This window comes from Streptomyces sp. NPDC051987 (assembly GCF_040680735.1).
Lineage (GTDB): Bacteria > Actinomycetota > Actinomycetes > Streptomycetales > Streptomycetaceae > Streptomyces.
On sequence record NZ_JBFAXI010000023.1, the window covers coordinates 14,900 to 28,945 of the forward strand.

13 protein-coding genes are annotated in these 14,046 nt (G+C 71.1%); 4 read left to right on the plus strand and 9 right to left on the minus strand.

Annotation, left to right across the window (positions count from 1 at the left end; genetic code table 11):
* Positions 1-55: 55 nt before the first annotated feature.
* The 3 genes from AB0M11_RS15060 to AB0M11_RS15070 form a co-directional block, all read right to left on the minus strand.
* The gene (locus AB0M11_RS15060; protein ID WP_365705432.1) at positions 56-1,975 is read right to left on the minus strand and encodes a S53 family peptidase; all 1,920 of its coding nucleotides are present in this window, start codon (positions 1,973-1,975) and stop codon (positions 56-58) included.
* Between the two features lie 334 nt (positions 1,976-2,309).
* Positions 2,310-2,942, minus strand: a complete 633-nt coding sequence (locus AB0M11_RS15065) for a DUF305 domain-containing protein (RefSeq protein ID WP_365705291.1) — start codon at positions 2,940-2,942, stop codon at positions 2,310-2,312.
* A gap of 1 nt (position 2,943) precedes the next feature.
* On the minus strand, positions 2,944-3,615 hold the full coding sequence (locus tag AB0M11_RS15070) for a DUF3105 domain-containing protein (protein WP_365705293.1): 672 nt from the start codon (positions 3,613-3,615) through the stop codon (positions 2,944-2,946).
* A 169-nt stretch (positions 3,616-3,784) separates the two neighbouring features.
* Between AB0M11_RS15070 and AB0M11_RS15075 the strand changes: the two genes are divergently transcribed.
* Positions 3,785-4,228 carry an Rrf2 family transcriptional regulator gene (locus AB0M11_RS15075; RefSeq protein WP_365705295.1) on the plus strand — a complete coding sequence of 148 codons (444 nt, stop codon included), beginning with the start codon at positions 3,785-3,787 and terminating at the stop codon, positions 4,226-4,228.
* A 548-nt stretch (positions 4,229-4,776) separates the two neighbouring features.
* A complete protein-coding gene (locus AB0M11_RS15080) occupies positions 4,777-5,301 on the plus strand; it encodes a hypothetical protein (protein WP_365705297.1) in 525 nt (174 codons plus the stop codon).
* Positions 5,302-5,335: 34 nt separating this feature from the next.
* Here AB0M11_RS15080 and AB0M11_RS15085 read toward each other — a convergent pair whose 3' ends face one another.
* Positions 5,336-6,523, minus strand: coding sequence for a globin domain-containing protein (locus AB0M11_RS15085; RefSeq protein ID WP_365705300.1), 1,188 nt, complete (start codon positions 6,521-6,523; stop codon positions 5,336-5,338).
* Between the two features lie 316 nt (positions 6,524-6,839).
* Between AB0M11_RS15085 and glnA the strand changes: the two genes are divergently transcribed.
* Complete coding sequence (glnA, locus tag AB0M11_RS15090) at positions 6,840-8,201, plus strand: type I glutamate--ammonia ligase (protein ID WP_365705302.1); 1,362 nt, start codon at positions 6,840-6,842, stop codon at positions 8,199-8,201.
* Between the two features lie 123 nt (positions 8,202-8,324).
* Here the strand turns inward: glnA and AB0M11_RS15095 are convergent, their stop codons facing one another.
* The 5 genes from AB0M11_RS15095 to AB0M11_RS15115 all read right to left on the minus strand — a co-directional run bounded on the left by AB0M11_RS15095 (position 8,325) and on the right by AB0M11_RS15115 (position 12,620).
* The gene (locus AB0M11_RS15095) at positions 8,325-8,621 is read right to left on the minus strand and encodes a hypothetical protein (RefSeq protein ID WP_365705304.1); all 297 of its coding nucleotides are present in this window, start codon (positions 8,619-8,621) and stop codon (positions 8,325-8,327) included.
* Between the two features lie 179 nt (positions 8,622-8,800).
* The gene (locus AB0M11_RS15100; RefSeq protein ID WP_365705306.1) at positions 8,801-9,253 is read right to left on the minus strand and encodes a type II toxin-antitoxin system antitoxin SocA domain-containing protein; all 453 of its coding nucleotides are present in this window, start codon (positions 9,251-9,253) and stop codon (positions 8,801-8,803) included.
* Positions 9,254-9,359: 106 nt separating this feature from the next.
* Positions 9,360-10,379 carry a TolB-like translocation protein gene (locus AB0M11_RS15105; protein WP_365705308.1) on the minus strand — a complete coding sequence of 340 codons (1,020 nt, stop codon included), beginning with the start codon at positions 10,377-10,379 and terminating at the stop codon, positions 9,360-9,362.
* Positions 10,376-11,746 carry an MFS transporter gene (locus AB0M11_RS15110; RefSeq protein WP_365705310.1) on the minus strand — a complete coding sequence of 457 codons (1,371 nt, stop codon included), beginning with the start codon at positions 11,744-11,746 and terminating at the stop codon, positions 10,376-10,378. The genes AB0M11_RS15105 and AB0M11_RS15110 overlap by 4 nt, the downstream gene beginning before the upstream one ends.
* 1 nt (position 11,747) lies before the next feature.
* On the minus strand, positions 11,748-12,620 hold the full coding sequence (locus tag AB0M11_RS15115) for an alkaline phosphatase family protein (RefSeq protein WP_365705434.1): 873 nt from the start codon (positions 12,618-12,620) through the stop codon (positions 11,748-11,750).
* A gap of 162 nt (positions 12,621-12,782) precedes the next feature.
* Between AB0M11_RS15115 and AB0M11_RS15120 the strand changes: the two genes are divergently transcribed.
* Positions 12,783-13,784, plus strand: coding sequence for a DUF72 domain-containing protein (locus tag AB0M11_RS15120; RefSeq protein WP_365705312.1), 1,002 nt, complete (start codon positions 12,783-12,785; stop codon positions 13,782-13,784).
* Positions 13,785-14,046 lie beyond the last annotated feature (262 nt).

Sequence of the window (14,046 nt, forward strand, 5' to 3'; positions counted from 1 at the left end):
TGCGGTCCGTGCGGACCCCACGCCCCTTCGCTCAGCGGATCACCGCGTCACCGTGTCAGTGCTTGCGGTGCGCCTTCGCCGGCTTGTACGAGTCGACGTAGCCGTTCGCCGGGGTGCCGACGCCCGTGACGTCGTCGTAGCCCTTCACCGCGGACAGCGAGCTGTCCTTGCCGAGGCTGCGGACCGAGGTCAGCAGGCCGCCGGTGGCGTCGAAGCCGTTGGCGAAGTCGATCCGGGCGACCGCGAGGTCGGTGCCGGTCGGGTGGTCCGTGACGTCGTGGTAGACCTTCGTGCCGTACTTGGAGTAGATCAGCGGGTTGGCGAAGCCGATCGCCGCACCGCCGCGCGCCTCCTGGGCGAGGGCCTGGACCGCCGCGATGACCGGCGCGGCCAGCGAGGTGCCGCCGATGCGGTACTCGCTGTACTGCTGCGACCCGTCCGGGAAGGTCTGCGTCTGGCCGACCTTGAAACCGGTGTTGGGGTCGGCGATCGCCGCGATGTCCGGGACCACGCGGTTGCCGGCGGCGCTGTTCGCCGTGGCCAGCGCGTTCGGGACGACGCCCTTCTGGTAGTAGGGCTCGGCGACCGTCTTGCTGGTGCCGCCGCCCGCACCGGAGGTGAACGCGCCGGGGAAGTTGGTCCAGCTCTTGCCGTCGGCCGACAGCAGGGCCTTCTCGGTGCCCCAGCCGGTCTCCCACAGGTACGTGTCGCCCTTGCCCACGGCGAGGGAGGTACCGCCGACCGCCGTCACCCAGGCGGAGTTGGCCGGGGTGTCGACCTGCTTCGTCTTGGTGTTGGCGACCTCGTCGCCGTTGTCACCGGAGGAGAAGTAGAAGCCGATGCCCTGCACCGCGCCCAGCTGGAAGACCTGGTCGTAGGCGGCCGCGAGGTCCGGGGTCTGGTTGGCCTCGATGTCGCCCCAGGAGTTGGAGACGATGTCGGCCAGGTGGTTGTCGACGACCTTGCTGAGCGAGTCGAGCAGGTCGTCGTCGTAGCAGGAGGCGGCACCCACGTAGGTGACGTCGGCGGCCGGCGCGACCGCGTGCACGGCCTCGACGTCCAGCGTCTCCTCGCCGTACCAGCCGGCCGCGCCGCACTCCTCGGTCTTGGTGTAGGCGGCGGGCAGCACCTGGTGCAGCTGGCTGGTCTTCCAGGCCGCGTCGCCGTGCGCCTTGGCGTAGGTGCCGGCGTCGAAGGCGATGGTCGGCGAGGCGTACGCGTCGGTGATGGCGACGCGCACGTGCTTGCCGGTGTACGTGCCCGCGCCGTAGGCGGCGCGCAGCTGCTTGCCGGTGTAGCCCTGGATGGCGTACGGGATCTTGGTGCCGTACGCGTCCGGCAGCGTGGTCGCGATCTTCGAGCCGTAGTACGAGGAGAACGGCCCGGAGTTCTTGAACACGGCGTCCGGCGGCGGCAGCGTGTCGTCGTGGCTCGCCTTGTGCGGCGCGTTGTCCAGACCGGTGACGGTCAGGACGGCGGCGCTGACGGCGGCAGGCACCGAGGCGGTCTTCGCGGGGGCGCGGTAGGTCTTGGCGCCCTTGGCGTAGTTGTGCAGCTGGGTGCCGAACGCCTGCTCGACGGCGGAGGCGTCGCCCGAGACGGCGATGTAGTGCTGGGTGACCTCGGTGACCTTCAGGCCGGACGCGGTCAGCCAGGACTTGACGGCCTTCACCTGGGCCTTGGTGGCGCCGTAACGGGCCTGCACCTGCTTGGCGCTGAGGTACTTGCCGTACTGCGGAGAGCTGGGGTCGGACACCGCCTTCGCGTAGGCCGCGAGGCCCTTGGCGTCCCGGCCGGCCAGGTAGACCCGGGCCTTGACCTGCGCGCTGTCGGAGGTGGCGCCCTTGTCCGCCTTGGCCGTGGCCCAGGCGGGCTTCGTGCCCGCCAGGGCCGCACGGGCCGTGGTGTCCGCGGCGTGCGCCGCGGGTATGCCGAGCGCGAGCGCGCCGGCGATCATCGGCAGTGTCGCTGCCATGCTCACGCTGGCCCGCACCTTGGCACGGTTCGATCTCATACTGCCCCCTGCTATGCGGTTCGTCGCATGGAGTGGTCGGTCATGCGTGATCACCGGGAGGCCAGCGGCGGAACGGCCCGTGAATGGATCACGCGGTGGACGTCACTCTTTCGGTGAACTGTTCATGCCAGGGGAATGAAAAACCCAAGGAAATCCCAAGTGGGCGCTGATTAGGGGCTTTTGGTCCACTTTCGGCGGTGCGCGGAACATTACAGATCGGTTGCGATTGTTGCTGAACGCTTGCGATGCCGTTAAGTCGACAAATCCCCCATCTGGCACGGGGGTTGCAGGCCGCTCAGTCGCGCGGCTTCGCGCCCCGCTCCTTCAGCATCTGCTTCATCGTGGCCAGTTCCGACTGCTGCGCGTCCACCATGCCCTGGGCGAGGTTCTTCTCCACCGCGACGGTGCACCTGGCCACGCAGCCCTCGGCCATGTGGATCCCGCCCTTGTGGTGGTCCGTCATCAGTTGCAGATAGAAGATCTCCGCCTGCCTGCCGTTCAGCGTCCCCAGCTTCCTCAGCTCGCTGTCGGTCGCCATGCCCGGCATCAGTGAACCGTCCCCGCGCTCGGGCATGTCGCCCATGCCCATCCAGGACATCGGCGGCTTCGCCGACACCTTCGGCAGGTTCCACAGGTCCAGCCAGCCCAGCAGCATGCCGCGCTGGTTGGCCTGCGTCTGCGCGATGTCGTAGGCGAGCCGCCGCACTTCCACGTTCTTCGTGCGGTCGCGGACGATGTACGACATCTCCACGGCCTGCTGATGGTGGACCGCCATGTCCCGCGCGAACCCCGCGTCCGCCCCGTCCGCGCTCGGGACCTTCAGGCCGCCCGCGCCGTCGCCGTCCTGGGCGACCGCGTAGGTGATCGCGCCGGCGGCGACCAGCGCCGCCGCGGCCGTCCCGGCCACCCAGCCGATGTGCTTCCTCACGTCACATCGTCCCGCCGGTGCAGGAGGCGCCCGGCTCCGGGGTCTGCTTGCCCTGCACGTACGTCTCGAAGAACTTGGCGACCTTCGGGTCGTCGGCGCTCGTCACGCTCAGCTGGTGCCCCCACGCGGAGAGCTCGATCGGCGCGGTCTGGTTCGCGTACGGGCTCATCAGCGAGTAGGGCGTCTGCTTCACCTTCGCCGCCAGCTTGTCCACGTCGGACTTGCTCGCCTTGTCGGTGTACGTCACCCACACCGCGCCGTGCTCGAGCGCGTGCACGGCGTTCTCGTCCTTCACGGCCTTCGGGTAGACGTTGCCGTTGCAGTTGAGCCACACCGGGTTGTGGTTGCCGCCGACCGGCGGGTGCATCGGGTAGTTCACCGTCCCCGTGACGTGGGTGCGGGACAGCTTGCCCGTCCAGGTCCGCACGCCGTCGCTGCCGGTCACGAAGTGCCCGGAGTCCCCGGAGCCGCCCTTCGCGTCGCTCGCGCTGTCGCTCTTGTCCGACTGCGAGTTGACGAGCACCACCGCGCCGGCGACGAGCCCGGCGACGACCACGACGCTCGCGCCGATCGTCAGGATCCGGTTGCGCCGCTCACGCGCCTGTTCGGCACGCCGCATCTCCTCTATGCGTGCCTTGCGCGCTGCGTTGTTGCTCTTCTTGGCGGTAGCCATGACCGTGTCCTTCTTGGGGGAAAGGGACGTTGAGGATGGGGCCCGCTGATCGTAATGGGGGAGATGGGGGGAGTCGTAGGGCGGGCCGGGGAAAGAACGGGAAAGACCCCCCGATCGACAGGAAACCGATAATTTGAATAGCGGATGCGCATTACCTACCCTGGCCGGTATGCGGCTGCTGCGCTCCACCGATCTGGCTCTGCGCCTCCTGATGCGGCTCGCCGTCGCGGACGGCTCCAGCCCCACGACCCGCGAGGTCGCGGCGGACATGGACGTGCCGTACACGCACGCCGCGAAGGTGGTCGCCGAACTGCAGCACCTGGGGCTGGTCGACGCCCGGCGCGGCCGGGGTGGCGGTCTCGCGCTGACCGAACGGGGCCGCACCGCCTCCGTGGGCGGCCTCGTCCGCACCTTCGAGGGCGAGGGGGACGTGGTGGACTGCGAGGGCGCCACCCCGTGCCCCCTCCGCTCCGCCTGCCGCCTCAGGGGCGCCCTGCGCCGGGCCCAGGAGGCGTTCTTCGCCGCACTGGACCCGCTGACGGTGGCGGACATGGTGACGGCGCCGACGGGGCCCCTGCTGCTCGGCATCGCCAAGGGGCCGGGGGCGGTCTAGGACCTGTCTGACCATTCCCGTCGTCGCCCGAAGGGCGGCCTCGCGGCGTCAGGTGCGTGCTCTCGGCGTGCCGGGCGTGGGCCCTCGTACTGGACGTACTCGGGTCCGCGCCCGGTGCGGCGAGTGGGGGTCCCCCCGGCCGAAGGCGGGGGAGCGTGCATGGCGTCGCGAGGCAGACGGGAATTGTCAGACAGGCCCTGGGCGTCACCGTCCGACCTGCTGCCGGGTGCTCCCCGTGCTCGGCCGGCCGGCCCGAGCCCCGCGGCGCCGGCGTGATCCGGTCGGCGCGCCTCCCGTCTGCGCGGGCTGACGGCTCCGTGGCGGGGCGGGGAAGCGGGGGGAGCGTGGTCCGGGGGCCGGGTCCCGGGAGCGGGGCCGACAACCAAGCGCGGGCCATGACTTGCCCTGTGTCGGCCCCGCTGTGTTCAAACATTCAACAAAGGGATCTCAGCTGCAGACAAAGGGCTCTACCCGCATAGATGGAGCCGGTGCTGTCATGTGCACGATCGCCCGGAACTCCTGCCGGGCACCCCACCGGGAGATCCCCCATGCCCCGAATATCCCGCTCCCTGGTCACCGCCCTCTCCTCCCTCGCGCTCGCCGCCGCCGGGCTCACGGTCGCCTCCGGCACCGCGCACGCGCAGAGCTGCAGCCAGGCCTACCTCCCCCTCCCCGACCCGAGCTGCCAGCCCGGCGACTTCAACCCCGACGTCACGCAGTCCACCATCGGCTCCACCATCTGCGTCTCCGGGTGGACCGCGACCGTCCGGCCGTCCAGTTCCTACACCACCGCGCTGAAGAAGAAGCAGATCGTCGAGTACGGCTACACGGACACCAGCACCTCGGACTACGAGGAGGACCACTTCCTCCCGCTCGAACTCGGCGGCGCCCCCAAGAGCGAGCTCAACCTCTGGCCCGAGCCCGAGTACGGCAGCAAGACCGCCGCCAACAAGGACTCCGTCGAGACCAAGCTGAAGAAGGCCGTCTGCGCCGGCACCGTCACCCTCGCGGACGCCCAGGACGCGATCCTCAGCGACTGGACGACCGCGCTGTCGGACCTCGGCCTGAGCTGATCCCGCGGCCCGCCGCGGAGGCGGCGGCGGTGCGTCAGGCCGCCGCCAGCCACAGGTCCGGTCCGAACACCTCGTAGTGGATGTCCGCCGGAGCCACCCCCTTGCCGATCAGCTGGGCGCGCACCGCGCGCATGAAGGGGAGCGGTCCGCACAGGTACGCGCGCGTGCCGGGTGCCACGTCGACATCGGTGAGATCCACCAGACCGGTGCGGGTGCCCGGCTCGGCGTCGCGCTCGTAGAAGAAGTGCACGGCCGCGTCCGGCAGCTTTCCCGCGTACCCGGTGTGGTCGCCGCGCAGCGCGTGGTCGGCGGGGGAGCGGTCGCCGTGCACGACGGTGACCGGGGCGCGGTGTCCGTCGGCCGCGAGCGCGGCGAGCATCGACACCATCGGGGTGACACCGATGCCGGCGGAGGCGAGCAGCAGGGGCCGGTCGGCGGCGTCGCCGAGGACGAGGTCGCCGTACGGCTCCGACAGCTCCAGGACGTCGCCTTCGCGCACGCGCGCGTGCAGGTGGTGGGAGACCTCGCCGTCGGGCGTCGTGCCGTCGCCGGCCACCCGCTTCACGCTGAACTGGCGGAGCGAGTCGCCCGGCGCCCCGGAGAGGCTGTACTGGCGTATCTGGCGGGCGCCGTCGGGGAGCGTGACGCCCACGGAGACGTACTGCCCCGCGCGGAAGCCGCGCACCGCCCCGCCGTCCGCGGGCCGCACCCGGAAGGTCACCACGTCGGCCGTCTCCGCCACCCGTCCCACGACCTCCCAGGGCCGGAAGCCGGTGGCCCCGCTCTCCTCGTACAGCCGCTTCTCCAGGGCGATCAGCGCGTTGGCCATCAGCCAGTAGACCTCGTCCCAGGCCGCCGCGACCTCGGGGGTGACGGCCTCGCCCAGCACCTCGACGATGGCGGCGAACAGGTGTTCGTGGACGACCGCGTACTGCTCGGGGGCGACCCCGAGGGAGGCGTGCTTGTGTGCGATCCGGCCCAGCATCGCGTCGGGGCGCTGGTCCGGACGGTCCAGCAGACGGGTGGCGAACGCGGCGATGGAACCGGCGAGGGCCTGCCGCTGGGTGCCGGCGGCCTGGTTGCCGCGGTTGAAGAGGTCGCGCAGCAGCTCGGGGTGGGCGGCGAAGAGCCGGGCGTAGAAACGCTCGGTGATCTCGTCGATGGCCGCGCCGACGGCCGGGAGGGTGGCGCGGACGGTGGCGGCTGACGGTTCGGACAGCATCGGGGCTCCTTGTGGCTCGCCGAACGGCTGGACGCCTCGACGCTATTAAAACTTGCATCCCGGATTCAAATTTAAAACCCGTGGTGTCGGTCACGCCGGATCCCGGGCGGCCGTTACGGATGTCGCTGCGAGCAGGCAAGATGGGCGGCAGGGCAGGACACCTGCCGTACGAGAGCCGTTCAGGCCGAGGTCGCGCGGGCGATCAAGGTGCGCAACGCGCATGAAATGCTGTTGTGGTGTGATGCTCAGGTGCCCGACCGCCTTCCCTAGGGACCGGGACCAGGCGGCCTGACCAGCAAGGATGGGGAAGCGGAAGATGGACAAGCAGCAGGAGTTCGTGCTCCGGACCTTGGAGGAGCGCGACATCCGGTTCGTACGCCTGTGGTTCACGGACGTGCTGGGCTTCCTCAAGTCCGTCGCGGTGGCCCCGGCGGAGCTTGAACAGGCCTTCGACGAGGGCATCGGGTTCGACGGCTCCGCCATCGAGGGTTTCGCCCGGGTCTACGAGTCCGACATGATCGCCAAGCCGGACCCGTCCACCTTCCAGGTCCTCCCGTGGCGCGCGGAGACCCCCGGCACGGCCCGCATGTTCTGCGACATCCTCATGCCGGACGGCTCCCCGTCCTTCGCGGACCCGCGGTACGTCCTGAAGCGGGCCCTGGCCCGCACCTCCGACCTCGGCTTCACCTTCTACACCCACCCCGAGATCGAGTTCTTCCTCCTGAAGGACCGCCCGCTGGACGGCTCCCGCCCGACCCCGGCCGACAACTCGGGCTACTTCGACCACACCCCGACCAGCGTCGGCATGGACTTCCGCCGCCAGGCGATCACCATGCTGGAGTCGATGGGCATCTCGGTCGAGTTCTCCCACCACGAGGGCGCGCCCGGCCAGCAGGAGATCGACCTGCGCTACGCCGACGCGCTCTCCACGGCCGACAACATCATGACGTTCCGGCTGGTCATGAAGCAGGTGGCGCTGGAGCAGGGGGTGCAGGCGACGTTCATGCCGAAGCCGTTCTCCGAGCACCCCGGCTCCGGCATGCACACCCACCTCTCCCTCTTCGAGGGCGACCGCAACGCGTTCTACGAGTCCGGCGCCGAGTTCCAGCTCTCCAAGGTCGGCCGCTCCTTCATCGCGGGCCTGCTGAAGCACGCCGCGGAGATCGCGGCGGTCACCAACCAGTGGGTGAACTCCTACAAGCGCATCTGGGGCGGCTCCGAGCGCACGGCGGGCGCCGGCGGCGAGGCCCCCTCCTACATCTGCTGGGGCCACAACAACCGCAGCGCCCTGGTCCGTGTGCCGATGTACAAGCCCGGCAAGACCGGCTCCGCGCGCGTCGAGGTCCGCTCCATCGACTCCGGCGCCAACCCCTACCTGGCCTACGCCGTCCTGCTGGCCGCCGGTCTCAAGGGCATCGAGGAGGGCTACGAGCTCCCGCCGGGCGCCGAGGACGACGTCTGGGCCCTCTCCAACGCCGAACGCCGCGCCATGGGCATCGAACCGCTCCCCCAGAACCTCGGCGAGGCCCTCACCCTCATGGAGAACAGCGACCTGGTCGCCGAAACCCTCGGCGAGCACGTCTTCGACTTCTTCCTCCGGAACAAGCGGCAGGAGTGGGAGGAGTACCGCTCCGAGGTGACCGCCTTCGAGCTGCGGAAGAACCTGCCGGTGCTGTAGGCGCAGGTCAGGGCGCACTTCCCGCTGTTTGCGCGCACGGGGCCGACGGTCGCGGACCGTCGGCCCCGTGGCGTCTCACCGGTGCTGGGCCGTGGGCGTCCTCCCGGTCGAGGCGAGTGCCGGTCAGGTGTGCTTCAGACTCGACGGATACACCTCATGTTTCGGGTCCCACCACAGGACATGGAACACATTGCCGTCCAGGAACCCGTACAGGCGCTGGGTGCCGGTGAACCGAAAGCGCTGGATCCTGGTCATGCCGTCATGTCCGAGAGCGGACAACCGAGCCAGTGCTTCCTTGCAGAGGCCGCTCGGCAGCTCGTACTCGGTGAAGCGGCCGGGCTGGGTGCGCAGATCGTTCAGCGTCATGGTCTCGAAGTCGGCGAGCTTGCGCAGGACGTCGCCGAGTGTCGCGGTGTCCATACGGTCGAAACTCCACCGACCCTCGTGGTCGACGTGCGTGAACCGCCAGCAGACCCGCTCGTCGGACCCGCTCGAACCAGGCAGGAGCGAGGCCGGATCACCGGTCCGCTTGCTCTCCCTTGAGACGCCGGCCTGCGGAACCGCCACCTTTTTCCCGGCTTTCCCTCCCCCCTTGGCCATCAGCCCTCACGATCGATCAGCGCGTTGAAGAAGTCCGAGATCTCCAGATCGAGCAGTTCCTCGGTGCTCCGTTCCAGATGCTGGGCGCCCGCGCGCTCACGGGCGTGTACCCAGGGGCCCTCCCGATGGGTCATCGTCGACAGCTCATGGGCGGAGAAGACGCCCAGGCTCTCCAGCACGACGTCCACGGACTCCCGTTCGTCGTCGTCCAAGGCCGTGGCGTCACCCTCGATGTCCCCCCGCTGCAACTCGAAGCGACCGCGGTGCTTCGCATGGAGGGCAGGAGCCACCGGACCGTTCGCCCAGGCCTCGAACCGCTCCGGGAACAACTGCCGCTCCTCCCACGCCAAGTGGTAGCCGTAGGCGAAGTAGCAGAGTTTCTGCAGCTTCGTGGCGGTCATCGGTCCGGCCTTCGCCAGGATGTAGGCAGCTACGTCCTGAACGGTCGCCATGGTCACTCCCTCCGAGTCACCGTGCGGGAGAATCCCCCAGTGGCTTCCACGATAACGAATCAGTGTGACAGTCGAGCACACTGCGTAATCGCGGACTCTCGCTCGATCACTGGAGGAACGCGGCGGACACACCCGATCTGAGCAGTCGGTGAGGAGTGCCGGAGCCGTCCGCCGGGATCTCGTACAGGTCCGCCCCGTAGTCGCCGGGGAGGGCGTACACGATCGTGCGGGTGTTCTTCCAGACCGCCTGGTCGTCGACGCTGCGGGGTTCGGCGAGGGGGGTTTCGCGCAGGGTCTTCAGGTCCAGGACGTACAGGCGCCAAGGGGCGTCCCTCGGCAGGCCCTTGACCCGCTTCTTGTACGCGACGCGGGTGCCGTCGGGGGAGAGGGAGGGGCATTCCACGTTCGGGTGGAGGGTGGTGACCGTGCGGGTGCGCAGGTCGCCCCGGACCAGGTAGGTCGAGCCCTTCGTCGCCAGGGTCGCGTAGAAGGTGCGGTCGTCCGACGCGAACGTCACGCCCCAGAAGTTGACGTCCGCGGACCGGTAGGAACGGCCGTCCGTGCGGATGCGGAAGGACTCCAGGGTCGGGATCAGTGCACCCGTGCGGGTGTCGACGATCGCCGTGCGGGTCGAGAACTTCGTGCCCGCGTACGAGTCGCCGCCCACGAACGCCGTCCAGGCCGCGTAGTGGCCGGTGGGGGAGACCCGGGCGCGGGACGGGATGCCCGGCACGTCGTAGTGGGCCCGTGTCTTCAGGTGCGCGTCCAGGATCAGGGCCCGGTACGTGTCCGACACCGGGCCGTGGACGGCCTGGAGGCAGACGCCGGTGCCCGCGGCGGCGTAGAAGCGGAGGCACTTCACGCCGGAGGCGGTGCGCGGGCCGCCGGGGTCGGCGGCGGGGACGGTGGTCAGTTCGTCACGGTGCGGGCCCCAGGCCAGGTTGCGGAAGACCATGCGGCCGGGTGCGGTGAGGGTCACCGTGCCCGGGGTGACCTCCGGGCCGCCCGCCTGGGTGTGCTCGCGGCGCTCCGCGCGGGCGGAGGCGTGCAGGACGGAGGCGAGGGCGACGGCCCCCAGGACCGCCAGCGCCGAGAGCAGGATCAGCAGGCGGGAGCGGACGGTCATGCGGTGGCCTCCCGGACGGGGCGCAGGGTGAGGGCGTACGCGGCGCACACGGCCAGGGCCACCGCCGACACGGTCAGCGCCGTACGGTCGCCCCACAGCGTCCAGGCCGCCCCGAACCCCAGGGAGCAGGCGAAACGCGCCGCCGCCTGACCCGTCTGGACCAGCGCCAGGCCCGACGAGCGCAGCGGGGCGGGGACGCTGTCCGACGCGGCCGCCATCAGGACACCGTCGGTCGCCGCGTAGAACGTGCCGTGCAGGGCCAGCACCAGGTAGGGCAGGGCGGTGCCGTGCCAGGACGTCAGGAGCAGCGCGTAGGCGAGCAGCAGGGCCGCGTGGCCGGTCAGGAAGACGCGCCAGCGGCCCCAGCGGTCCGCCAGGCGGCCCAGCGGGACGGCCAGGAGGAGGAACGCGGCGGCCGTGCCGAGGGGGAGCAGGGCGAACCAGCGGTCCTGGACGCCGAGCCGGCGTTGCAGCAGCAGGTAGACGAAGGAGTCGCTCACCGTCGCGAGGCCCAGCAGAAGGGCGCAGACGGTGATCCGGCGCAGGTCGCGGTCGGCGAGGAGGCCGAGCGCCGCCCGCAGCGTGGGGCGGGGTGTGGGGCTGCGCGTGGGGTGCGGTGCGGAGCTGGGCGTGGGGTGCGGTGCGGGACTGCGCGTGGGGTGCGGTGCGGGACTGCGCGTGGGGTGCGCGGCGGAGGCGGACGGTTCGGCGCGGGCGCCGGACGGGACGAACAGGACCAGGACCAGCACGCCCAGCACCGCCACGCAGAAGCTCACCGTGAACACCGCGTCGTAACCGTCCACCGTCGCCCGGAGGATGAGAAACGCGGCCAGGGGCCCGAGCAGGGCGCCCGCCGTGTCCATCGCGCGGTGCACGCCGAAGGCGCGGCCCCGCGTCTCCGGGGTGGAGGAGAGCGAGATCAGGGCGTCGCGGGGGGCCGTGCGCAGGCCCTTGCCGGTGCGGTCGGCCGCCAGGATCAGGCCGATGGGGGTGAGGGTGTGGGCGATCAGCAGCAGGGGTTTGCACAGGGCCGAGAGGGCGTAGCCCGCGCCCGCCACCCACTTGTGGTGGCCGCCGCCGCGGTCGGCGAGGTGGCCGCCGACCAGGCGGACGACCGCCGAGAAGCCGTTGTAGACGCCGTCGAGGAGGCCGAACCCCAGCGGGGACAGGCCCAGGCCCGCCACCAGGTACAGCGGGAGGACCGCCGTGACCATCTCGGAGGAGACGTCCGTGACCAGGCTGACCGTGCCGAGGGCGAGGACGGTGGGCGCGACCGTGGAGCGGTACCGCCCGGCCGTCGCGGGCCGGGCGGTACCTGCCACGGACGCCGACGCCTCGGTGCTCGCGCGGCTGTCCGCTACGTACACGTCAGGACGCCCAGATCCCGGTGATGTCGGACGAGGACGCCGCGTTGCCCGCGTGCGCGGTCAGGCCCTGGCTGTCCTCCAGGGTGCGCAGCAGGTCGTAGTGGTCGTACGTGGTGGACGAGGTCGAGCCCGCGGCGACCGGCTGGCCGTACAGGACCGTCGGGATGCGGTTGCCGGCCAGGCGGTTGTCCTCGTCCATGGTGACGACGAGGAGGCTGTTGTGGGTCTTGGCCCAGGTGGCGTACGCGCCCAGGTTGTTCTTCAGCCAGGTGTCGCCGGTGGACACCGAGCAGTCGTGCATGTCGCTGCACAGGTTGGGGGTGACGAAGGACAGCTGGGGGAGGGTGGAGTAGTCGGTCGGGAACTGGGCGAACGTCTTCGCGCTCGACGCGGGCACGTTGCTGAAGCCGAACCACGGGTTGTGCTTCTGCGCGTAGTTGCCGCTGCTGCACGTGGTCGAGCCCTGGCTGGGCAGGCTCTCGTTGTAGCTGGCCCAGGTGCGGCCGGCCGCGAGCTGCTCGGAGGCCAGGTTGGCGGCCGAGGAGAAGCCGGGCTTGACGCAGCTGTCGTCGGTGACGCCCTGGGTGGAGCCGGAGAACAGGGCGTAGTAGTTGGGCTGGCTGGGGTGGGTCTCGGCGTACATCTGGGTCAGGTTGGCGCCGCCGGAGACCAGCGAGTTGATGTACGGGGCGCTGGAGGAGCCGATGACCTGGCTGTAGGCGTGGTTCTCGAAGACCACGACGATCACGTGGTCCGGGGTCGGTACGGCGCTCGCGGCCTGCGCGGACGTGCCGCCGAGCCCGGTCCACAGGCCGATCGCGGCCGCGGTGAACGCGGTTGCCGAGGCCACCGCCGTGCGGGCGCGGCGGAGCATCGCCGGACGTGCGGAACTGCCGGACACATCAACCTCCGGGGGAGAGGACGGAGAAGAAGGACTGGCCGTGCGGATAGAGCATGTACACGCCAAGACTCCCATGGATCACGGAATCTGACCCCGGGGGTGAAGAGCCGGTGAACGCCGGGTACTTGGGCCCCCATGGCACGCATCCTCGTGGGCACCTGCGGCTGGACCGACCGCGCCCTGGTGGCGAGCGGCTGGTACCCGCCCGGCCGGCGCGACCCGGAAGGCCGGCTGCGGCACTACGCCGGCCGGTTCCCCGTCGTCGAGGCCGACTCCCCTTACTACGCCCTCCCGTCCGCCCGCACCACCCGACTCTGGGCGGACCGCACCCCGGCCGGCTTCCGCTTCGACGTCAAGGCGTTCTCCCTTCTCACCGGGCACCCCACCCGCCCGGCCGCCCTCCCCGCCGACCTGCGCGGCCGGCGCCGTGACGAAGGCCTCCTCGCGGAGGTCTGGGCCCGCTACGCCGAGGCCGTCGACCCGCTGCGGAGCTCCGGCCGCCTGGGGACCCTCCTCTTCCAGTATCCGCCTTCCCTGGCGCCCGGCCCCGCCGCGGAGGCCGCCGTCAGGGCCGCCCGGGAACGCGCCCGCGGCTGGCCGTTCGCCGTGGAGTTCCGTCACCCCGGCTGGTGGCGCGGCGCGCGCACGACGGCGCTCCTGCGGGACCTGGACGCCACCGCCGTGGCCGTGGACACCGCCCGCGGCCTGCCGGGCTCCCTCCCTCTGACGGCAGAGGTCACCACCCCGCGACTGGCGGTAGTCCGTTTCCACGGCCGCAGCCCCCACTGGGGCACCGGCAGCAAGGAGGACCGCTTCCGCCACACCTATGCGGTTCCCGAGCTCGCCGAGTGGCTGCCGCGCGTCCGCGCCCTGGCCGAGCAGGCCGAAGAGGTCCATCTCCTGTTCAACAACTGCTGTGCGGACAGCGCCGCGCGAGCGGCAGCGACGATGACAGAGCTGCTCACGACCCACCCACCCCACCAACGCCGCCCACCCCCCACCGACCACCCACCGACTCCACCCGCCGACGCGACGCAGGCCGACGGCGCGGCGGGGGCCGGCGGCGCGGCGGGGGCCGACGGCGCGGCGGAGGCCGGTCGTGTGGTGGAAGCTGGTGGTGCGGCGGCGGCCGGCTGAGCGGGCGAAGGCGGTCGTGTGGTGGAAGCCGGTCGTGCGGCGGCAGCCGGATGTGCGGGCGAAGGCGACCGTGTGGTGGCAGCCGGGCGTGTGGCGGGAGTCGGCTGGTGGCGGAAGCAGATCGTGCGGCGGTAGTCGGCTGGTGACGGGAGCCGACCCTGTGGCGGGAGTCGGTCGTGCGGCGGCAGCCGGATGTGCGGGCGAAGGCGACCGTGTGGTGGCAGCCGGGCGTGTGGCGGGAGTCGGCTGGTGGCGGAAGCAG